Raw genomic sequence first — 21,970 nt, forward strand, 5'->3', positions numbered from 1 at the left:
ATTTGTAGGTTATTTACTATAATAATCGTATAAACGTAGATAAAAGGAAGGATTTTTAAAATGACACAGTTTAGTCCAATAGAAATTGGCTTGTTTGTTGCTGTAGGAGTTGCAATTATCTGCTTCATTTTATTTCTAGTTGCACTTAATCGTAAGAAAAAAGCACAACAAAAATATGAAGCGCAGTTCAAAGCAAAAGAAGAAAAAATGGCAAAGTCACACAATGAAGCGCTTGAAAAGTTGAGAATCGACAAGAAAAAAGCTGAGACTAAGCATAAAGAAGACTACCAAACGATGGTTGCTTCTAAGGATAGAGAAATAGATGCATTGAAGTTGTTTTCCAAAAACAGTAGTGAGTATGTAACAGATATGCGTTTACTGGGTATTCGTGAGCGTTTAGTCAAAGAAAAGCGCATTCGCCCAGAAGACATGCATATTATGGCGAACATTTTCATGCCAGCGAATGATTTAGAAGATATTACACGTATCAGTCATCTTGTCTTAACACGTACAGGACTTTATATCATTGATTCGCAATTATTAAAAGGGCATGTATATCAAGGAATTACTCGTAACCAATTTGCAGAAAATCCAATGATGCAACAAGTCTTTAAAACGCTTGATCTTGATGAAACAACACCACAGACAATTGTATTGGATGAACGTGATGAGAAGAGACATGCGCTTTCAGTGGTGGATTATACGGATCATATTGAACAACTTGAAGCGTTAGCGACAAAGTTACAACGTCAATTGGGTCATAAGTATACGCCAACACCTATTCTATATTTTAACCCTAGACATGAAGGTGATGTGACGATTTCAAGTTATGCGCCACAGAGTACAACAAAAGTACTTGTAGGTCCGGAGCAGTTGGATGAATTCTTTAACAAGTATGTATTCCACGGACGCATTCAATACGATGTCAATGACTTACAAGCAATTATGGATGAAATTGAATCATTTAATTAATTCAAAAACCTGTATGGCAACTTTTAAGGAGTAGGCGTACAGGTTTTATATATGCCAAAAGCGCACAATCACAAAGGACTGCACGCCAAATGAAAACAGTTATTTCATCTCAGCTGGAACTACATGATAAATAAAATGCAGTACCTATCATTATCATTTCACTACAGAAGCTGAACAACCAATCTTTTACTACAGTGTTTAAATCAATGTGCCTACGTAACAACATGCAAAGCAGCCAATGTATTGAATAAAGCTATAGCAGAAGAATGAGAGAATTTGTGTTTTGTTGTGCATTTCGAGAAGCTCAAGTTGAACGGTAGAAAAGGTAGTCAATCCACCGAGCAAACCGATGATGAACAGTGCATGTATGGGCGTGTTACTCATCACAATACCACCCATGAAACCTATGAGGCTACTGCCTATTAGATTGACAATTATTGTAGCTAAGTGAAAGGGGTTCTGATAACAATGTTGAGACCAATCAGTGATTAAGGCTCTTGTCGTTGCACCCAGCCCACCGCCTAGAAGAATAAGTAATAAGTTCACTGTTTGCTACCTCCTAACCGATAGCCTATATAGCAAAACACAAGTCCTCCGACATAGCTAAGCATCATATACAGCAATAGCAGCGCCCAATGACATTGTTGAGCCATTGATACAAGTTCAAATTGGAAAGTAGAAAAGGTTGTAAATGCACCAATGAACCCTGTTGTGATGGCTTTCTTTATATGTGGGGAGCGTGTGACAATGCGCAAAGAAGTTGTAGCACAAAACCCCATTAAAAATGCACCGAATAAGTTTGCAGTGAAGGTTCCAAGTGGGAATGGGTACACATTTAGTAGCAATGATAAGATATATCTTAAGCCTGCACCCATACTACCGCCTAGAAAGATAGCTAAATATTTCAAGTTATCACTCCCTATAGTCGGGTATATTAGAGAATGCCGAACGTACGAATAGCTGCAATGAGATGCAGTAGAATTACGACAAGTAAAATCCAAGGGAGCATATGTGCAGCACGGTGGATCCAACTTTTCTTTTCAGGCAGTGCTTTGATTGATTTGTCAGCGAAAAGAATTGCGACGATTAACGTAAAAGCATTTATAACACTACAAACAAGTATAATTTTGATGAGTGAACTGAAATGTTGATTGAGAATTGGATTTTGTGCATTAAAATAAAAGCTTACGAGTATCAGCAGTACAGATAGATAAAAATATTTTTTTGATTTGGACATGTGACTGCCTCCTTTATTATCGCTTGTAATAATAGCACATTTAATGTATAAGAATAAAGGTATAGCATCATATCGCTTTCTTATAATGCTTATAAATAGCCATTAATATTATAAAAATGTTAGTATTTTGGTATAGGCACAATTTTAAGTGTAATGCATGAATATTAGATTAGGAGGCTCACAATGGCTGAATTAAAAGTAAAAGTTTTCGCAGATGGTGCGGATATAGAACAAATGAAACAAGCATATCAAAATAAAGAAGTAGATGGTTTTACAACAAATCCGAGCCTTATGGCTAAAGCAGGCGTGAAAGACTATACATCTTTTGCACAAGAAGTTGTTCAAGCTATTCCTGATGCCTCTATTTCCTTCGAAGTATTTGGAGACGATATGGAAACAATGGAAAAAGAGGCAAAAATTATCGAACAGTTCGGTGACAACATTTTTGTTAAAATTCCAATCGTTAATACGAAAGGTGAATCTATGTTGCCGTTAATTGAAAAGTTATCAGCACAAGGTGTGAAATTAAACGTCACTGCAGTTTACACGATTGAACAAGTAAAAGCTATTACAGATGCAGTTACTGAAGGTGTTGAAACGTATGTCTCAGTCTTTGCTGGTCGTATTGCAGATACAGGCGTTGATCCATTGCCACTTATGAAGGAATCTGTGCGCATCACACATAGCAAAAAAGGTGTCCAATTGTTATGGGCAAGCTGTCGTGAATTATTCAATGTGATTCAAGCTGATGAAATTGGTGCTGACATTATCACTTGTCCGGCAGATGTCGTGAAAAAAGTATCGAACATTGGTCGAGATATTAATACATTGTCAGTCGATACAGTTCAAGGTTTTGCGAAAGATATCCAATCATCAGGGTTAAGCATTTTATAAAATAGAACGATGGGAGTGACATCGTACCGACTATATATGAAGCGGGTACTGTCACTCCCTTTTTATGTCATGATGTAAGTGATAAGTATAAGGAGTTTTTATGGAAAATAGAATTTTTAAATATAAGATAGAAAAACAATTATGGTATTTGAATCGACGTGAGAAGGCAAAGCTAGCAGAGGTTTTATCGGAGGATAGATTGGAACAGTTACAGTCTGAATTTCGTACGCCGGGGCGATTTGTCACTGTTTATTTAAAAGAGTCTGTTTTTAAATCAAGGGTTGTTGGAACGACGCATCTCTTTACAACATTGATTGGACTATTCGCAGCGAATATTGTGCTGTTGGGTATTTTGATTACTGGTATGTTGCTAAGTTTGACTGCATTGAATCACTTCATTCATCCACAAGTAACGCTTTCAACAATAACGGTGATTACGGCTTTGTTGAGTGGCATCGTATTAATAATATTAGCTGTATGGATAATGAAAGTTGCGAATGCATTTTTTACTAAGCGTTTAGTTGACTATAAGTTTAATAAGGTGGACTAACTATCGAGTGCTTGCATTAAAAATTGAGCAGCTTTCCATTTTTTAACACAAATTGTAAATGGATAAGGAACATTAAGTTGGCGATTGTGTGTAAAAATGATGGTTGTACCGTTTTTTTGTGAAGCCATTCCTATTACTTGTTGCATGTTGATAAAATATTGTATTGTTGCACGTCGTGATTGTAAAGGACATAAAATTAGTTTTGGAGAAATATAAACGGGTGTCAAATATTGTTTGCCAAGTAATTGAGATGACAATTGTTTTTGGGTATGCCAACTTTTACGGTGTGAGGTGAGTATGTGTTTCACCAATGCATCAAAGGTTAATGTTGTATGGGTTAGATGTGTCGTAAAATGCAGTTCCAAACAATGACCAAGCTGTTGAGATGTTCGGATATAGAGTAATGAATCATAGCAAATATGCAAGTTTTGAGTCATAGTGAAGCCTCCTAATAATCGCTAAAATGTGAATGACGTAGTGCTGAAAGTGTCTGTTTTTTGTAATTTTTGACGGAGGAAGGAGAACGACTTAGATAAGTTGCAATTTCTAGTTGTGTATATCCTTGAAGATAGAGATAAAGCCAGTGACGATGTGTAAATGGTAATTGTAAAGCCCATTGTTGGATAGAAAAAAGCTTATCGTCTATTTTGAATTGTGGTAGTTGTAAATCTGGAGTATCAATGGAGTCTAATAAAGGCTGGCGGGCTTGTTTTCGCAATAAGTCAATTAAGTAGAACTTGAGTCGGTAAGTGAGATACGCATGCAAGTTGGTGTTCTTAGATGCGTCATAGCTTTGACAAAGTTCCCACAATCTGATGCATAATAGCTGGTAATACTCGTCGTAATTATAATGGATATGGTGCGTATTAAGAAGATAATGAATATATTTGTAATAACGCTGGTACATAATGTCAAAGTCCATAAAGTAGACCTCCTTTGAATGACTGAGATCTCAATTTTTACATATAACAAAGATTGTGACATTTGCAAATCTGTGCTATTTTTAGTTTTAGACATTGTTTATTGCTAAAAAATAGTTGGTATGATATAAGAAAATACGTGAAATGAATCATTTTGCCATTTATTAAGGCATATAGATGGGGGACACTATAATGGATTATGAACATTTGAATTTAGTTCATTTTTTTGCGCGGAATGAGGCGTTAGATGATATCCGACAAAAATCAGATTTTATGATGATTAATAATATCCAAAAAGTAATGATGTACCGAACGGGAGAGGTTGAAGGGACAGTGGACTTGATACCTTATTTTTATAATAACCGTTCTCAAGCAATGAGTTTTGTGATGATGAAGTATCGTCGTTCATAACGATTCACGAGGTGTCAAAGTGAGACAACATGAACGTGAGTTATAAAACATTTTTCATCGTTTACTATTATGTTTCAATGTGATAAAACGTTACGCTGATGTTACCATTGCTTTATGAATCTGTAACATCAAGTAAATCGAATTGTTAAAAGGTAGATTGAGTGTTAAAATTTGTACTCGAGTATTAGATAGAATAACACAAACAAGAATATTCTGAAGAGGTGTATCTATGAAGCAACACAACAAAAGTTCAATTATTGTGATTGTTGGACTATTTGTTATAGCTGGTGTGACAGCATTCACTTTTTTTAATATGATTAAAGATCAAATATTTTTTGAATCGGTGAATCAAGTAGAAACAGTTGAGAAGTTAGATGTGACACTAGAAGCTGCTGCCAAAAAGCAGATTGATAACTATACAAGTCAACAAGTCTCAAATAAAGATAATACGAGCTGGCGAGATGCATCCGCTGCAGAAATTCGTGATGCCATGGACAGTTCTGTATTTATGGATGATAAGCGCCAAAAATATCAATTTTTAGATTTATCAAAGTATCAAGGCATTGATAAAAATAGAATTAAACGTATGTTATTCGATCACCCCACGTTGTTAGCACATACGGATGATTTTTTAGCAGCAGCGAAAGAACAACACGTTAATGAAGTATACTTGATTTCACATGCATTGTTAGAAACAGGTTCTGTGATGTCTGAACTGTCGAATGGTGTGGAAATTGATGGTAAGAAGTATTACAACTTCTACGGTGTTGGTGCGTTGGATGAAGATCCAATCAAGACGGGGGCAGAATATGCCAAAAAGAAAGGATGGGACACACCTGAAAAGGCGATTAATGGTGGTGCTAAGTTTATTCATGATCACTATTTGTCACATCCAGATCAAAACACATTGTACAGTATGAGATGGAACCCGAAAGACCCAGGCGAGCACCAATACGCAACAGATATTAATTGGGCAAAAAGCAATGCGACAATCATCGCTGACTTCTATAAGGACATCAAAACAGAAGGTAAGTATTTCAATTGGTATGTCTATAAAGACGATGAAAAGCATAAAGACGGTAAAAACTATTAATACATTTAAGGAAGCGGGACTTTTTTAACGGTCCCGCTTCCTTTGAGTGCGCCTGTCAAGGATAATATCTTGGTGCGCTATATTTTTTGTGGTGGAATGGCATGAATGAGCTATTCTGCCTTTTGCTTTTTAGCATGCAAAAAGCGCTCATGCCTCTATCATTTTAAGTGATGAAATCCAAAAAATTAAAGGAGACATAATGCACCTATGTGTCATGATATCTTAAAATGATTCAAAATTAAACGATGAAAATAGTCAAATAAATCAGGTTGATGAAGATGTGGAGGTCCGTGGTCAGCTTTCTGCGATTATCTACGGTACTTTATCTTACTCAATTAACAGTTGTATGTATTGTGCTAATCAAGTCCCAAAACAAATCTATCAACATGGTAAGCGTATTTCTCGTCTCACGTTGATAAAGTTACAAAGATCCAACGTATACTTTAATCTAGCGAAACAACGATTTAAGTGCCCGTGCTGTCAAAACATTTACAGCGCAAACAGTAGCTGTTAAAAAATCTTGTCTTCTACAGTGGATAGATTCCATCATAGAAGCACTTTTTTATAAGATTATTTCACATAAACCAATTTTATTTTAACGTTTTTAAGATTCAAAAGGGGCTTTTATTCTGCTTTATTTTTACGTCCAAGTGTAAAGAATAAAATAATTGTTGAAATGGCAACTTTCATAATGAATTTAAACATACGTTCACCTCATTGTTTTTTCTGGTTTTTATTTCCATAAGTATAACATGATTGTGCAATGTCATGAAAATATACTTTTTTCTTCAAATGATGTGCATTTCTTGAAATTTGGGGTATAACAAGTTGAAATGAATTTTGTTGAAGGTGATGAAGTATGAATGTAGCAATTATAGGTATGGGGACAGCAGGGGTGAGTGTATTAAGACAATTGGTCAAGCATCAAAACTTTGCAGAACTCAACATAGACATTTATGACAATGCGACAAATATGGGGCAAGGTGAGCCTTTTCAGAATGATAGTGATGACCTATTGATTAACATCCCGGTTGATATGTTATCGCTTAATATTGATAACATCAAAGAATTTCGTGAATGGTATGAGGCACAAACTGATTTTGACTATGGTGATGTTGACTATTTGCCGCGTTTTGTATTTGGTCATTATATGAAAAGTTACTTAAATCATTATGTTGAGACATATGATAATATTCATGTGGTACATAAGGAAGTTTCACAAATAGCTATTGAAGAACAAGAGAATGAGGCAACACCTAAAAACATTATTGTTTGCGTTGGAAATGCTGAAAAAACATGCCGCAAATATGATTATGTCTTTTTAACAATTGGTACGATGTCGTATAACGATCCATACAAATTAAAGGGAGAACTAGGATTTATTCACTCACCTTATCCAGCTAATCACACCTTAGAACAAGTCCAAGAAAATGATGAAATTGCAGTGATTGGAACAGGGTTAGCAAGTCTAGACGTCATTCGCTATGTGTTAAATCACCATAATAAAAAGCTATTGCTAGCAAGTCGTAGTGGTCAGCTGCCAAGTGTCCGTGGCGATATGATTGAGTTTGAATTGCAATATTTAACAAAAGAACGTTTCAAACAATTGAAGCATGAACATATGGGGGTTGTCCCATTAGATGATGTGATTGCACTGTTTCATAAAGAGTGTGAAGCATTGGATATACCGCTGGCACAATTGCTTCATCGCAAAACAGGTGATGTAGTAAAAGACTTAACCTATGATTTAAGCCATCCAGAAATGCTTGGAAAATTGCAAAGTGTGTTGATGGCAATTAAAGATAATATGGATTGGATATGGAATAGTTTGATGCATGAGGATCAGCAAGTTTATCTTGAACGTTATCATCAATATGTGAAAGAAAATTCAAATCCAATGCCGAGAGATACGGCAGAATTAATTTTGAATGCGATTGATAATGGAATGATAGAAGTTTGCTCGGGCTTGGAATATGTTGAGCGTAAACATGGACGTTACCAATTGAAATTTGGTGCTTTGGGTCGACAACGTACGGTCGATGTTGTGATTAATGCTACAGGCCCGAAAACACGACTTGATCAATTGGATGAATCGGATGCGTTATTGTTAGATATGGCGAATAGACACATTGTACAATCACATCCAATGGGTGGTATTCAGATTAAACCAGAGACGAATGAAGTCATTAGTTCACGTTATGGTACATTGACCAACTTGTGTGCGATTGGTCAGATTACGAACGGTGTGAATTTTCAGCGTAATGCGGTAACGATGATTGTTCAACAAGCTGTTAAAACGGTGGGACAACTATATCAATATTTGGAAAGGCAGCAACAATTAGATACAACCGTTGAAACGATGAAATAAGTATTTTAATTCAAGACAAGAATGGTGCAAATAAATTGTCAATTTTTGATAAATGGGTTAAGCTAAATGCGAACAGTATCGAATCTCAATGTTTGAGACGAGAACTGTTGTCGTATCTTGAATCTCAAACAATTTCATAATGATATTCTTTCGGGGCTGGGTGGAAATCCCAACCGGCAGTAAGTTAAGCCTGCGACCCGTAGTGAACAATGATTTGTTGACTATGGCTGATCTAGTGAGAATCTAGAGCCGACAGTGAGAGTCTGGATGGGAGGAAGAATCATCAATGCACCATTACACGCAATACATGTATTTTTTTATGCATTTGTATCGCTTATTTTGTGATGGCAAATTTGCTGAATACGTCTGTATAGTTTTCAATACAGCGTAAAATAAACCTTACCACTCGATACTTAATAACGAGTGGTTTTGTTTTTAGATTTGAGGTGATGACGATAAAACAATATTTAGAACATGCAATTAGTTTAGCAAAAATGGTAGAAGGACAAACGGGCATTAATCCACCGGTTGGCGCTGTAGTAGTCAAAGATGGACGTATTATTGGCTTAGGTGCGCATCTAAAAAAAGGTGATAAGCATGCTGAAATTCAAGCGATTGATATGGCTGGCAATGATAATGTCAAAGGTGCGACGCTATATGTGTCGTTGGAACCATGCTCGCATGACGGTGCTACACCGCCTTGTGCGCAACGTATTATTGATACAGGTATACAAAAAGTTGTCTATGCTGCAAGAGATATTACGTTAGCTGCAACAGGTCATGAAATGATGGTAAATGCAGGTATTGATGTTCATTATGAACCACATCTATTTGCTGAGAAGTTGTATGCGCCATTCTTTACGAGCAAAACGCAAACCATGCCGATTGTAACGGTTAAAGTGAGTGCGAGTATTGATGGTAAGCAAGCGACAGATTATCATGAAAGCCAATGGATAACGTCGAAAGCTGTCAAAGCAGATGTCTTCAAGTTGCGCCATATGAACGATGCGATTATTACTGGTAATGGCACGTTGACTGTTGATAATCCAAGTCTAACAGTGCGTACAGAAGATGGACGTCATCCTGCGCGTGTGATTTTATCGCATTCAGGTAATATTAATTGGGACGCAACATTGTTTCACGACAAAGTAGCACCCGTATATGTGTACACGGATAACTCAGCAGTAGTATCTCCATTGGAACATGTCCAAGTCGTACAACTACCAGACACTGATATTGATACGATATTACATGATTTATATACAAAAGGTTTTGGTCGTGTTCTCGTAGAAGCTGGACCAAAGCTAACTTCACAATTTTTAGCTTCTCATTATATTTCAACCTTCATCCTATATTTAGCCCCGAAAATAATAGGTGGTCAAGGAAAGCACCAATTCTTTCAAACGGATTGGGTGGCGCCACTTGATCAACTGAACACTTTTGAAATTGTCCATTCTGAAATGATAGATACTGACATGAAATTACACATGAAAAGGAAGTGATGTCATGTTTACAGGTATCGTTGAGGAAATTGGCATAATCCAATCGATAAAAAAACAAAACCCTACAACAGAATTAACGATTCAATGTGACAAGATTTTAAGCGACATGCACATCGGTGACTCGATCAGTGTTAATGGCACGTGTTTAACTGTCGTGCGCTTTGATGCAACATCTTTTACTGTTCAAGTCATTACCGGTACTGAAAATAAAACATATTTAGGTCAGCTTTCAATCGGTCAACCTGTAAATTTAGAACGTGCTTTACTTGCGACGGGTCGTTTAGGTGGTCATTTTGTCCAAGGCCATGTTGATGATAAAGGTGTCATATTGAATATTAAACAGTCACACAATGAATGGATCTACACAATTAAAGCGCCGAATCATATTTTAAAACAAATGATTCCACAAGGATCTATTGCTGTAGATGGTGTGAGTTTGACAGTTTTTAAAAAAGAAACGACAACTTTCGACATTCATTTAATTCCTGAGACACGTAAAGCAACGATATTATCAACCAAAAAGCAAGGTGACCTTGTGCATCTTGAAACGGATATGTTGTTCAAATATGTAGAGAATATTACACGCCAAAATAATGATGTAACTGCCGACAGTTTATTACGTGCAGGATTTTAATAACGCTGAAGTTCAAGGAGGGCTTAGGATGCAGTTTGACAAGATAGAGGTTGCATTACAAGCGTTGAAAAATGGTGAATCCATTATTGTTTGTGATGACGATGACAGAGAGAACGAAGGGGATTTGCTCGCAATTACAGAATGGATGAATGATGACACGATTAACTTCATGGCACGTTATGGTCGAGGGTTAATTTGTTGCCCGGTTGATCGTAGCATTGCACAACAAGCAGGTATAGATGCCATGGTACAAAACAATACTGATCCACATTCTACAGCTTTTACAGTGAGTATTGACCACGTAACGTCAACAACCGGTATTAGTGCGTTTGAACGTACACATACAGCACGTGCATTGATAGATGATAATATGACTGCCGAAACATTCAATCGCCCAGGTCATGTCTTTCCGTTAATTGCACATGACAAAGGGGTATTAGGACGTCGTGGTCATACGGAAGCAACGGTAGACTTAGCAAAATTAACTGGTGCAAAACCAGCGGGTGTTATTTGTGAAATTATGAATGAAGACGGCACAATGGCACGTGGCGAGACGTTACAGCAATTTAAAGAAGCCCACGGTTTATGTATGATTACGATTGATGATTTGGCCAACTATATTAAGACGAATCGAACGTTAATCACGCTAGAGGCTAAGGTTCAATTGCCAACACGTTATGGAACATTCGATATGTATGGTTTTACGTCTGATATTGATGATTCTGAATTAATTGCTATTGTTAACGGAGAACTTCATGATGAAATGAACGTTCGCATTCATTCAGCATGTGCAACAGGTGATATTTTTCATAGTGCCCGCTGTGATTGTGGCGAACAATTAGAGTTTGCTATGAAGTATATCAACAATTATGGTGGAATGCTTATTTACTTACCGCAAGAAGGTCGTGGTATTGGTTTGATGAATAAGTTGAAAGCTTATGAGCTTATTGAGCAAGGTTATAACACTATCTCTGCCAATGAGGCACTTGGCTTTGCGCCTGATATGCGTGATTATGATAATGCCGCACAAATTTTAAAATACTTTGGTATTACATCTGTGAAGTTGATGACCAATAATCCGAAAAAGTTTGAGGGGCTAGCACACTATGGTATTACGATGACAAGCCGCATTCCAGTAATCACTAAAATAAATGCACATAATCATGACTACATGGAAGTTAAAAAAAAACAAATGAGACATTTAATATAATTGGAGGAATTAAAGATGACATTTGAAGGAAATTTAGTAGGACAAGGGTTGAAAATTGGAATTGTGGTAAGTCGTTTTAATGATTTGATTACTGGACGTTTATTAGAAGGTGCGCTAGATGCATTGAAGCGTCATCAAGTAGACGAAGCAGCGATTGATGTTGCATACGTACCAGGTGCATTTGAATTGCCAATCATTGCTAAAAAAATGGCACAGTCTGGTAAATATGATGCAGTGATTACACTTGGTTGTATTATTCGTGGTGCTACATCACACTATGACTATGTATGTAACGAAGCAGCTAAAGGTATTGCTAAAGCAAGCGATGATACGGGGATTCCTGTTATTTTCGGTGTGTTAACGACTGAGAATATTGAACAAGCGATTGAGCGTGCGGGTACTAAAGCAGGCAATAAAGGTTCTGATGTTGCAGTGGGTGCTATTGAAATGGCAAATCTTTTAAAAATGATGAGTTAAGAAATATCAAAATACCCCCCTTGAAGCGGTGACACAATACATGCTTCAAGGGGGTGCATTTTATTTCTTACAAGATTTACCTAACAAAATTGCCACTAACCCGGCTACTCCAATAACAGCAAGTGATTTTGGTTTGACGAATTCTTTGAACGCAAGTGCTAAGTTTTGTGGACGTTCTGCAAGGCGTCTCATAAAGTATCCGAACCAATCATCACCGTATGGCACATAAATTGTAAAGTTGTAACCTTCTTTAGCAATAGACTCAGCTAATTCAGAGCGGAAGCCATATAACATCTGAAATTCAAATTGTGATTTATCGATATTGTTTGCTTCTACAAATGCTTTAACATGGTTGATGATGCGATGATCATGCGTTGCAATAGAAGTGAAGTTTTTTGCATTAAGCAAGCGCTTCTCGATTAGATGAAGATAGTTTGCATCAATTTCTTCAGTTGTTTGATAAGCAATATGAGGGGATTCTTTGTATGCCCCTTTTACTAAACGTAGTCGTAAATCAGGATATTTATCCAGCAATTCATCTGCTTTAAATAGATAAGCTTGAATCACTGTACCAACATTAGAAAATTCTGTCTTTAGTTGGTCTAAAGTATGTGTGATATCTGATAAACTATCGTATTTTTCAGTATCAAAGTTAATATGCATTTGATTATACTCAGCGGCTTTTTGAACGATTTCATAAGCGTTATCATAAGCAAGCTGACGATCAAATTCTGCCCCTAATTGGCTGAGCTTGATAGAGACATGTGCATCTAAACCATTTTCGTGAATTGCCGACATAATTTTTAAAATATCATTTTTGGCAGCGATTGCTTCTTGTTTTGAATTGACAAATTCCCCAAGGTTATCAACTGTCGCAGCAATATTTTTATCATTAAGACGTTGAATGGTTTTGACAACGTCGTCAATCGTATTACCAGCCACAACTCTATTCGCCCCTAATGAAGGACCGATTTTCTTGGCTGATTCATTTAGAAAAGCATTATTAGATAAAGCAATAAAAAAGTTTTTGACTAATCCCATTTTTATTCCTCCCATAACTTTTGTTTATCGATTCATTTGTAGTGTATCATGAATATTAATGTGATGAAAACGTTTTTAATACAAAACTTTACACTAAAGGGATTTCAATACATTAATAGCGTTATAATAGTTCTCTGAAGAAGCTCAAAACGAAATATTTATTTTTGTTAGCAATTCGGTGGGAAGACAAGCTATAATAGAATGAAAAGTATTTAGCAAGACAAGAAAGGTCAGATACATATGTGGAAATGGGAAACAGTAAGTGAAGCAAAAGGCGTTGTTGTCATTGTACATAATATGTTGGAGCATACGGGGCGCTATGCTTTCGTAATTACACATTTAAGACGAAATGGCTACCATGTAATCATGGGAGATTTACCCGGTCAAGGTCAGACATCTCGTATGAATAAAGGTCAAGTTGATAACTTTAATCAATATCATGAGACAGTATTAGAATGGTTAAAGATTGCAGAAGGATACCACTTACCTATTTTTGTGATTGGTGTAGGGTTAGGTGGATTGATTGCGGTTAACTTACTAGAAAAAGTGGATTTGGGTATTGAGGGGCTTGTATTAATATCGCCACTGTTAGCTTTTCATAACAATGCACATACGCGAAAAAATATTTTAACATCTAACCTTGGGGACGTATCGAAGTCTGCAAAGTTTGATTTAGGTTTTGATGTGACGGACTTAACATCTAATAAAGAAGTGCAAGAAGAGACGGAAGATGATGCGCTTATGCTTAAGAAGGTAAGTTATCATTGGTACCAAGAAGTGGTTAAAAATATGAAAGAAACGTCAAATCATATTGAGAAGATGAATGTTGTGCCACTTTGCTTAATGTACGGTACGGAAGATCGGATTACTGATATTTCTGTAACGCGTCAACTCATTACTGTACATGACTATGAAGAACTGTATGTCAAGGAATGGCAAGGTTTTGCACATGAAGTTCATAATGAGCCACAACGTGAAGCAGTGATGCGCTATATTTTAAGCTTTTTAAATAATCGTGTGCATGCAGCAGGATTTCTAGTTGAGGATGAAAACACACTTCACTAATAATTATGATTTCAAATTATATGGCATGCGATACAGTGATATACTTTTAAAAAATATTTAGAGTAAATACTCTGTTTAATTTAAATTTTATCAATTAAGTGATATGCTTGCTATAAATAATTATTCTCACAATTTATTACGCTTGAACTAAAATAAGAACCATGTTAAATTAGTTGTGTGAAATAATTCACATTAACTTGTGTTTCTTATATTGAAAATAGATAGAATGGAGAGAGTCTTTATGGCGAAAAAAGGTAATAAAGTAGTATTAGTAGGAGATGGTGCGGTAGGTGCAAGTTATGCATTTACGATGGTCAGCCAAGGTATTGCAGACGAATTAGTAATTATTGACATTAATGAGGACAAAGTTCGTGGCGACGTACTTGATTTAAATCATGGTGCGCCTTATGCGATGTCTCCTGTTAAAGTTAAAGCAGGTCAATATTCTGATTGTGGCGATGCTGATTTAATCGTTATTTGTGCAGGTGCTCCTCAAAAAGTAGGTGAAACACGTTTAGATTTAGTTGAGAAAAACGCTAAAATCTACAAAGGTATTATCACACCAATTATGGATAGCGGATTCGACGGTATCTTTCTAGTAGCAGCTAACCCAGTAGATGTATTAACTTATGTAACATTGAAATACTCTGGTCTACCAAAACATAAAGTTATTGGTTCAGGTACAATCTTAGATACTGCACGTTTCAAACATTTATTAAGTGAAGAATTTGATGTAGCGCCATCAAGCGTTCATGCAAATATTATCGGTGAACACGGTGATTCAGAAGTGCCTGTTTGGTCTAGTGCAACGATTGCGGGTCGTCCATTATATGATATTTTAAAAGAAAACCCAGAAAAAGAGCATTTAATTGAAGATATCTATGTCAATACACGTGATGCAGCATATGATATTATCAAAGCAAAAGGTGCAACATACTATGGTGTAGCAATGGGCTTAATGCACATTTCTAAAGCGATTTTACGCAATCAAAATGTTGTATTAACTGTTTCTAGCTATTTAGAAGGTGAATATGGTGTTGACGGTGTTTATACAGGTGTGCCAACAGTTATCAATGCTGAAGGTGCAGTTCGCATTATCGAAACACCATTAAACGAAGAAGAAAAAGCAAAATTTGAAAAGTCTTCTAAAATTCTTAAAGACATGCAAGACTCAATCAGTCATTTGTTTTAATATATAGCGATACAATGAGATGTCATCTATGGATAGGTGGCATCTTTTTTAAATTCTAAATTTAGGGTACTCAGCATTTACGATAGATCATTTCAAAGTGCTGGTGATATTTTAGATATGATAACGGCTAAGTTGTAATAGACCTATACTTTAAACATCTACTTAGAAGTACAAAATCTTATTTAAGTGCATTGATAAGCAAGTCAGCTACTGCCAATAGCCTTAACAACATCGTTTGGTGTTGCTTACAGCCTAAACGTTTTCCCTAAGTTCGAGCGTATTATATTGGTTGATCATTGATCGATAACATAAGGAAAAATAAATTTTATAATTGTGCTCTATTTTGTTTGTTTTGAAAATTGATTTTTGGGTATATTAGTAAAGATGATTATGTTTTATAGATGGGAGAATGTTATATGGTTGATGGTATTTTAAATAACCAAAATAGTATTAAATCATTGTATTTGTTACAAACGGAAATTGAAAATGTATTCGAAGCGGTAGCTGAAAGATTTGAATTAACAAAAGAAGAAATATTGATTTTATTGACGATATGGGAAAAAGGTGCGATGACCTTGAAAGAAATGGACAAATATGTACCAATCAAAGCATATAAACGGTCACGTACATATAATCATTTGGTTAGTAAACAATGGATTTTTAAAGAAAGACCGCTAAACGATGAACGTACCGTATTGATATATTACAATGAAAAGATGGTTGAAAAACGAAATGAACTGTTTGCGATGATTGCTTCAGAAGTTAAGCGACATCAAGCGAGTATAGAACAGCAGTACCATAACATTAAGCAGTTATGTACAAGCAAATAACTTAGCGAACATACTAAAACTGTGCTGATAGCATGCATGTCAGCACAGTTTTGTTTTATTTCTTCTCAATAGCAATGATATAGGGGGGGTTATTTTGTTGATTGATAAAGGCGTATTGTAATATATGTGCTTGATGTTGATCGAATGATTGTAAATAGCGATATACTTGTTCACTTTCAATTTGTCCTTCTGGGTGGCCAGGATATATGACGAGTACAATAATTCCTTCAGGGCGCAGATGTTCAAAAATCTGCTCTATTGCTGTGATAGTTGTTTCAGGCTGCGTAACGATATGTTTATCACCTTTTGGTAAGTAACCTAAGTTAAAAATAGCAGCATCTAAATGCGCTAAATGTACTGGCTGGATGTGTTTAATTATATTTTCGTGACCTGTGTGAACAAGTGTGACATGCTTGAAGTCTTTTATTTTGTTACGTGTTGCTTCAATGGCTGTTTGTTGAATATCACATGCATAAACATAACCTTCTGGAACAGATTGAGCTAGAAACAATGTGTCATGCCCATTGCCACAGGTTGCATCAATAACGGTACTGTGACTATGAATATGCGTTGAGATCAGTTCTTTAGCAAATGGAAGAATACGTTGGACAATCATTGAGAAGCCTCTTTTCGGTAACGACTTCCTTGAGTTGTACCACGACGTTCCAGTTCCGCATCGATGTCATTCAGTACTTCCCATTTATTTACACTCCACATCGGACCTACCATTAAGTCGATGGGACCATCCCCAGTAATGCGATGAACAATCATGTCAGGTGGCAAGATTTCAAGTTGATCACATACAAGATTGATATAAGCCTCTTTGGTCATAAATTGTAACAGGCCTTTATCGTATTGTTTAACCATAGGTGTGCCTTTTAATAAATGAAGTAGGTGGATCTTAATTCCTTGGACGTCCATATCTGCGACAGCTTTGGCGGTCTGCATCATCATGTCATAATCTTCGCCAGGCAAGCCATTAATAATATGACTACATACCTTAATGCCGTGTTTGCGCAGTTTGGCAACACCTTCATAATATACATCCATATCATGCGCGCGGTTAATAAGGTCAGATGTTGTTTGATGAATGGTTTGTAAGCCGAGTTCGACCCATAAATATGTCCGCGTATTGAGCTCGGCAAGGTATTCAACGACATCATCTGGCAGACAGTCTGGACGCGTCCCGATTGATAGACCAACGACACCCTCTTCTTGTAAAGCCGCTTCAAATTTTTCACGCAATACTTCAACAGGCGCATGTGTGTTAGTGAACGCTTGAAAGTATGCAATGTATTGTCCTTCATGCCACTTTTCATGCATGCGCGATTTGATGTCTTGAAATTGTACAGGTATGGGATCTGCACGATTACCTGCAAAATCACCGCTTCCCGCTGCTGAGCAGAATGTACATCCGCCGTGTGCAACAGTACCATCACGGTTTGGACAGTCGAAGCCACCATCTAGTGCTACTTTAAATATTTTCTGACCAAACGTATTTTTCAAATGATAATTCAGCGTATGGTAACGCTTGTTTTCGAAAGCATATGGAAATACTGTTCCCATTTTGTCTCGTCCTTTCTCATTAACACAATATATTCCAAGATTTTACCATATTTTCTACATGTCGTGTTATATTGAGATGTAGAATCTCAGAGAGAAAGAAGGGATAATGATGCGAATGCCGAGTACAATCTGGTGGTTAGTTATGGGCATGGCGATTAATATTACAGGGGCGAGCTTTTTATGGCCATTAAATACAATTTATATGACGAATGAGCTCGGTAAGTCATTAAGTGTGGCTGGTTTAGTTCTGATGATTAACTCTATCGGAATGATTGCTGGAAACTTACTAGGGGGAACGATGTTTGACCGTCTAGGTGGTTATCGTACAATAATGGTAGGAACCATTTTCAGCTTGATTGCGACGGGATTACTTAACTTTTTTCATGGCTGGCCGTGGTATGCGATTTGGCTAATTATGCTAGGTTTTGGCGGTGGTATGATTATTCCTGCGATTTATGCAATGGCAGGTGCGGTTTGGCCACAAGGTGGAAGAAAGACATTCAATGCCATCTATTTGGCACAAAATATTGGCGTAGCGCTGGGTGCAGCATTAGGTGGGATTGTGGCAGATTTTAGTTTTAACTACATATTTTTAGCAAACTTGCTCATGTATGTTGTCTTTTTTGCAATTGCAGTTTGGCAGTTTAATGTGGATTATCAAGCAAAAGTGAAACAACATCATACGATAGAAGATGTCGCAAATGTGCAAAATAAAAAGCATTTTGTAGCACTTATTTTATTATGTGTTATGTTTGCATGTTGTTGGGTTGCCTATGTTCAATGGCAAACAACCATTGCTTCTTTCACACAACAAATCGGGATTTCCATGCCGCAATATAGCTTATTATGGACGCTGAATGGCGTACTAATACTTGTAGGACAACCGCTTATATCGCCAATTATAAAGATATTGAAAGGGCAATTAAAAAAACAACTATATGTTGGTCTGTTTATTTTACTTTTGTCATTCTATGTGACAAGTTTTGCGACTTCATTTTCGTTCTTTGTCATTGGTATGGTGATTATGACATTTGCAGAGATGTTTATTTGGCCAGCAGTCCCAACCATTGCAAGTCGTTTAGCACCACAAGGACGAGACGGTGTGTATCAAGGAATTGTCAACTCAGCATCAACAGTTGGTAAGGCATTAGGTCCGCTTATCGGTGGATTGCTCGTCGATTATTTCGATATGCAAGTAATGTTTTTAGCAATGATGGGTTTACTGGTCATAGGGCTGGTCTTTTTAGCTGTTTTTGATCGTGGCATTAAAGGACATTCATTGTTTGAGTAAGTATGTTGTGAAAATAAAAGATTATACTTGCAACAATGTGTCAAATTGCCTATGATGTATATATTAAGTGGATTTTATCGGAGTAGTAACTTAGTGTGCAATCTGCAGAGAGTTAGTGGTGGTGCGAACTAACGATAGCTGTTAAGTGAACTTGCCAACATCAAAATAAATAACAGAACATCTCAACTATTATTAAAATGAAGTGCACGTATGTGAAATAGGGTGGTACCGCGGCAATAAGTCGTCCCTTTAGAATGATAGTAGTTTGAGGTGTTTTTTGTATTTTTAGGAGGTTAATGCTGTGAATTACAATCATAAGCAAATCGAGAAAAAGTGGCAAAATTATTGGTTAGAAAACAAGACGTTTAAAGCGGAAGATAATTTGGGTCAGAAAAAGTTTTATGCGTTAGATATGTTTCCATATCCATCTGGTGCAGGTCTGCATGTGGGACATCCAGAAGGTTACACGGCAACAGATATTGTGTCACGTTATAAGCGCATGCAAGGCTATAATGTACTTCATCCTATGGGTTGGGATGCATTTGGTTTGCCGGCTGAGCAGTATGCGTTAGACACAGGAAACGACCCAGCTGAATTCACGAAAAAGAATATTCAAACGTTCAAACGTCAAATTCAAGAATTGGGTTTCAGTTATGACTGGGATCGAGAAGTAAGTACAACGGATCCAGAGTATTATAAATGGACACAATGGATTTTCATCCAACTTTATAACAAAGGTCTAGCTTATATTGATGAGATTCCTGTTAACTGGTGTGAAGCGCTTGGCACAGTGTTATCGAATGAAGAGGTTATTGATGGTGTGTCTGAACGCGGTGGTCATCCTGTTGTGCGTCGTCCAATGAAACAATGGGTGTTGAAGATTACAGAATATGCAGATCGTTTGTTGGAAGATTTGGAGGAATTGGACTGGCCTGAATCAATCAAAGATATGCAACGCAACTGGATTGGTCGTTCTGAGGGGGCGAAAGTGCGTTTCGGTGTACCATCATTAGATGAAGCGATTGAAGTATTCACAACACGTCCAGATACGTTATACGGTGTAACATTCCTCGTATTAAGTCCTGAGCATCGTCTTGTGGATAAAATTACGACAGCTGAACACAAAGAACAAGTTGTAGCATACCAACAAGAAGCAGCTAAAAAATCTGACTTGGAACGTACGGATTTAGCAAAAGAAAAGACAGGTGTTTTCACAGGTGCTTATGCGACGCATCCTTTATCTGGTGAACAAATCCCTGTATGGATTGCTGATTATGTACTTGCATCGTATGGTACAGGCGCAGTTATGGCGGTTCCAGGTCATGATGAACGCGATTATGAATTTGCGCAAACATTTGGTTTAGATGTCGTGAATGTCATTGAACATACTGAAGATACACCGTTATATACAGGCGACGGAGCGCATGTGAATTCAGGTCCATTAGATGGTCTTAACAATGCAGAAGCCATTGAAAAAGCAATTGACATTTTAGAAGAAAAAGGTGCTGGCGAGCGTAAAGTGAATTACAAGTTGAGAGACTGGTTGTTTAGTCGTCAGCGTTATTGGGGTGAACCAATTCCAATTATCCACTGGGAAGACGGTTCAATGACAACTGTACCTGAATCAGAATTACCATTATTATTACCAAAAATGGATCAAATTAAGCCATCTGGTACGGGAGAATCACCACTTGCGAACAGTACAGAATTTGTGAACGTGGTTGATGAGAAAACGGGTATGAAAGGTCGCCGTGAGACTAATACAATGCCACAATGGGCAGGTAGTTGCTGGTATTATTTACGTTACATCGATCCGAAAAATGATCAAATGCTAGCAGATCCTGAAAAACTGAAACATTGGTTACCGGTAGACCTTTACATCGGTGGTGTAGAACATGCGGTACTTCATTTATTGTATGCACGTTTCTGGCATAAAGTATTGTACGATTTAGGTGTTGTGCCAACGAAAGAGCCGTTCCAAAAATTGTTCAACCAAGGTATGATTTTAGGGGAAGGTAACGAAAAAATGAGTAAATCGAAAGGGAATGTTGTAAACCCTGACGAAATTGTTGCTTCTCATGGGGCAGATACATTGCGCCTTTATGAAATGTTCATGGGACCACTTGATGCTTCTATTGCATGGAGTGAAACAGGTCTAGACGGTGCGCGTCGATTCTTAGACCGTATCTGGCGTTTGTTTGTGACAGAAGAACATACGTTATCAGCAAAAGTTGTTGATGCGCCAACGCCAAAATTAGAACAAGTGTATCATCAAACGGTGAAAAAGGTGACAGATGACTTTGAAACATTAAACTTCAATACAGCAATCAGTCAGTTGATGGTCTTTATTAACGAATGTTACAAGGCAGAAGCGGTTAATCGTGTCTATGTAGAAGGATTTGTTACAATGTTAGCACCAATTGCACCACATATCAGTGAAGAGTTATGGGCGATTTTGGGTCATGACAACACAATCACATATCAACCTTGGCCAACGTATGATGAAGCATTATTACAAGCAGATACTGTTGAGATTGTTGTTCAAATCAACGGTAAAGTTCGTGCTAAGCTTGAGATTTCAAAAGATACATCGAGAGAAGAAATGGAACGCATCGCATTAGCTGATGAGACAGTTCAAGCTAATATAGCGGGCAAAGATATTAAAAAAGTCATTGCAGTTCCAGGAAAGCTCGTAAATATTGTTGCAAAATAATAGG

At 37.0% G+C, this 21,970-nt stretch carries 23 protein-coding genes, 1 riboswitch and 1 other annotated feature; of the genes, 15 read left to right on the plus strand and 8 right to left on the minus strand.

Annotation, left to right across the window (positions count from 1 at the left end):
• Window positions 1-60: 60 nt before the first annotated feature.
• On the plus strand, window positions 61-972 hold the full coding sequence (locus NXS11_RS00080) for an NERD domain-containing protein (RefSeq protein ID WP_259197628.1): 912 nt from the start codon (window positions 61-63) through the stop codon (window positions 970-972).
• 198 nt (window positions 973-1,170) lie between these two features.
• Here NXS11_RS00080 and NXS11_RS00085 read toward each other — a convergent pair whose 3' ends face one another.
• The 3 genes from NXS11_RS00085 to NXS11_RS00095 are packed head-to-tail and all read right to left on the minus strand — an operon-like array spanning window position 1,171 to window position 2,209.
• Window positions 1,171-1,518, minus strand: coding sequence for a fluoride efflux transporter FluC (locus NXS11_RS00085; RefSeq protein WP_259197631.1), 348 nt, complete (start codon window positions 1,516-1,518; stop codon window positions 1,171-1,173).
• On the minus strand, window positions 1,515-1,880 hold the full coding sequence (gene crcB, locus NXS11_RS00090) for a fluoride efflux transporter CrcB (protein ID WP_259197633.1): 366 nt from the start codon (window positions 1,878-1,880) through the stop codon (window positions 1,515-1,517). The genes NXS11_RS00085 and crcB overlap by 4 nt, the downstream gene beginning before the upstream one ends.
• 26 nt (window positions 1,881-1,906) lie before the next feature.
• A complete protein-coding gene (locus tag NXS11_RS00095; protein ID WP_259197634.1) occupies window positions 1,907-2,209 on the minus strand; it encodes a hypothetical protein in 303 nt (100 codons plus the stop codon).
• 183 nt (window positions 2,210-2,392) lie between these two features.
• On the opposite strand from NXS11_RS00095, the gene NXS11_RS00100 reads away from it, so the two are divergent.
• Window positions 2,393-3,103, plus strand: coding sequence for a transaldolase (locus NXS11_RS00100; protein WP_259197637.1), 711 nt, complete (start codon window positions 2,393-2,395; stop codon window positions 3,101-3,103).
• A gap of 100 nt (window positions 3,104-3,203) precedes the next feature.
• Window positions 3,204-3,653 carry a hypothetical protein gene (locus NXS11_RS00105; protein ID WP_259197638.1) on the plus strand — a complete coding sequence of 150 codons (450 nt, stop codon included), beginning with the start codon at window positions 3,204-3,206 and terminating at the stop codon, window positions 3,651-3,653.
• On the opposite strand, the gene NXS11_RS00110 is transcribed toward NXS11_RS00105, so the two are convergent.
• Window positions 3,650-4,090 (minus strand): hypothetical protein, encoded by a 441-nt coding sequence (locus tag NXS11_RS00110; RefSeq protein WP_259197639.1) that lies wholly within the window; start codon window positions 4,088-4,090, stop codon window positions 3,650-3,652. The two genes, NXS11_RS00105 and NXS11_RS00110, sit on opposite strands and share 4 nt — an antisense overlap.
• 11 nt (window positions 4,091-4,101) lie before the next feature.
• A complete protein-coding gene (locus tag NXS11_RS00115) occupies window positions 4,102-4,575 on the minus strand; it encodes a sigma-70 family RNA polymerase sigma factor (RefSeq protein WP_259197641.1) in 474 nt (157 codons plus the stop codon).
• Window positions 4,576-4,765: 190 nt separating this feature from the next.
• Between NXS11_RS00115 and NXS11_RS00120 the strand changes: the two genes are divergently transcribed.
• The 7 genes from NXS11_RS00120 to ribH all read left to right on the plus strand — a co-directional run bounded on the left by NXS11_RS00120 (window position 4,766) and on the right by ribH (window position 12,268).
• Window positions 4,766-4,984, plus strand: coding sequence for a hypothetical protein (locus NXS11_RS00120; protein WP_259197642.1), 219 nt, complete (start codon window positions 4,766-4,768; stop codon window positions 4,982-4,984).
• A 229-nt stretch (window positions 4,985-5,213) separates the two neighbouring features.
• Complete coding sequence (gene sagB / locus NXS11_RS00125) at window positions 5,214-6,077, plus strand: peptidoglycan release complex glucosaminidase SagB (RefSeq protein WP_259197644.1); 864 nt, start codon at window positions 5,214-5,216, stop codon at window positions 6,075-6,077.
• 859 nt (window positions 6,078-6,936) lie between these two features.
• Window positions 6,937-8,445, plus strand: a complete 1,509-nt coding sequence (locus NXS11_RS00130) for an FAD/NAD(P)-binding protein (protein WP_259197646.1) — start codon at window positions 6,937-6,939, stop codon at window positions 8,443-8,445.
• Between the two features lie 142 nt (window positions 8,446-8,587).
• Window positions 8,588-8,728: riboswitch (FMN riboswitch) on the plus strand.
• Window positions 8,729-8,900: 172 nt separating this feature from the next.
• Window positions 8,901-9,947 carry a bifunctional diaminohydroxyphosphoribosylaminopyrimidine deaminase/5-amino-6-(5-phosphoribosylamino)uracil reductase RibD gene (ribD, locus tag NXS11_RS00135; protein WP_259198264.1) on the plus strand — a complete coding sequence of 349 codons (1,047 nt, stop codon included), beginning with the start codon at window positions 8,901-8,903 and terminating at the stop codon, window positions 9,945-9,947.
• A 4-nt stretch (window positions 9,948-9,951) separates the two neighbouring features.
• Window positions 9,952-10,581, plus strand: a complete 630-nt coding sequence (locus tag NXS11_RS00140; protein ID WP_259197648.1) for a riboflavin synthase — start codon at window positions 9,952-9,954, stop codon at window positions 10,579-10,581.
• Between the two features lie 28 nt (window positions 10,582-10,609).
• Complete coding sequence (ribB, locus tag NXS11_RS00145; protein WP_259197650.1) at window positions 10,610-11,791, plus strand: 3,4-dihydroxy-2-butanone-4-phosphate synthase; 1,182 nt, start codon at window positions 10,610-10,612, stop codon at window positions 11,789-11,791.
• 15 nt (window positions 11,792-11,806) lie between these two features.
• Complete coding sequence (ribH, locus tag NXS11_RS00150; RefSeq protein ID WP_259197652.1) at window positions 11,807-12,268, plus strand: 6,7-dimethyl-8-ribityllumazine synthase; 462 nt, start codon at window positions 11,807-11,809, stop codon at window positions 12,266-12,268.
• Window positions 12,269-12,328: 60 nt separating this feature from the next.
• On the opposite strand, the gene NXS11_RS00155 is transcribed toward ribH, so the two are convergent.
• Window positions 12,329-13,309 carry a proline dehydrogenase family protein gene (locus NXS11_RS00155; RefSeq protein WP_259197653.1) on the minus strand — a complete coding sequence of 327 codons (981 nt, stop codon included), beginning with the start codon at window positions 13,307-13,309 and terminating at the stop codon, window positions 12,329-12,331.
• A gap of 240 nt (window positions 13,310-13,549) precedes the next feature.
• Here NXS11_RS00155 and NXS11_RS00160 point away from each other — a divergent pair, with 240 nt between their 5' ends.
• From NXS11_RS00160 to NXS11_RS00170, 3 genes are all read left to right on the plus strand, one after another.
• Complete coding sequence (locus tag NXS11_RS00160; protein ID WP_259197654.1) at window positions 13,550-14,374, plus strand: alpha/beta fold hydrolase; 825 nt, start codon at window positions 13,550-13,552, stop codon at window positions 14,372-14,374.
• A gap of 241 nt (window positions 14,375-14,615) precedes the next feature.
• Window positions 14,616-15,566 carry an L-lactate dehydrogenase gene (locus NXS11_RS00165; protein ID WP_259197655.1) on the plus strand — a complete coding sequence of 317 codons (951 nt, stop codon included), beginning with the start codon at window positions 14,616-14,618 and terminating at the stop codon, window positions 15,564-15,566.
• Window positions 15,567-15,982: 416 nt separating this feature from the next.
• Window positions 15,983-16,396, plus strand: a complete 414-nt coding sequence (locus NXS11_RS00170) for a transcriptional regulator, SarA/Rot family (protein ID WP_259197657.1) — start codon at window positions 15,983-15,985, stop codon at window positions 16,394-16,396.
• A gap of 55 nt (window positions 16,397-16,451) precedes the next feature.
• On the opposite strand, the gene mnmM is transcribed toward NXS11_RS00170, so the two are convergent.
• Window positions 16,452-17,012 (minus strand): tRNA 5-(aminomethyl)-2-thiouridylate-methyltransferase MnmM, encoded by a 561-nt coding sequence (mnmM, locus tag NXS11_RS00175; RefSeq protein WP_259197658.1) that lies wholly within the window; start codon window positions 17,010-17,012, stop codon window positions 16,452-16,454.
• Window positions 17,009-17,962 (minus strand): tRNA modification radical SAM protein MnmL/YtqA, encoded by a 954-nt coding sequence (gene mnmL / locus NXS11_RS00180; protein WP_259197659.1) that lies wholly within the window; start codon window positions 17,960-17,962, stop codon window positions 17,009-17,011. The genes mnmM and mnmL overlap by 4 nt, the downstream gene beginning before the upstream one ends.
• A gap of 109 nt (window positions 17,963-18,071) precedes the next feature.
• Here mnmL and NXS11_RS00185 point away from each other — a divergent pair, with 109 nt between their 5' ends.
• Window positions 18,072-19,253, plus strand: a complete 1,182-nt coding sequence (locus NXS11_RS00185) for an MDR family MFS transporter (RefSeq protein ID WP_259197660.1) — start codon at window positions 18,072-18,074, stop codon at window positions 19,251-19,253.
• A 63-nt stretch (window positions 19,254-19,316) separates the two neighbouring features.
• Window positions 19,317-19,505, plus strand: a binding site (T-box leader).
• A gap of 49 nt (window positions 19,506-19,554) precedes the next feature.
• Window positions 19,555-21,966, plus strand: a complete 2,412-nt coding sequence (gene leuS, locus NXS11_RS00190) for a leucine--tRNA ligase (protein ID WP_259197662.1) — start codon at window positions 19,555-19,557, stop codon at window positions 21,964-21,966.
• Window positions 21,967-21,970: the final 4 nt, after the last annotated feature.

The sequence above is a fragment of the Staphylococcus americanisciuri genome (genome assembly GCF_024814435.1).
Taxonomy (GTDB): Bacteria; Bacillota; Bacilli; order Staphylococcales; family Staphylococcaceae; genus Staphylococcus; species Staphylococcus americanisciuri.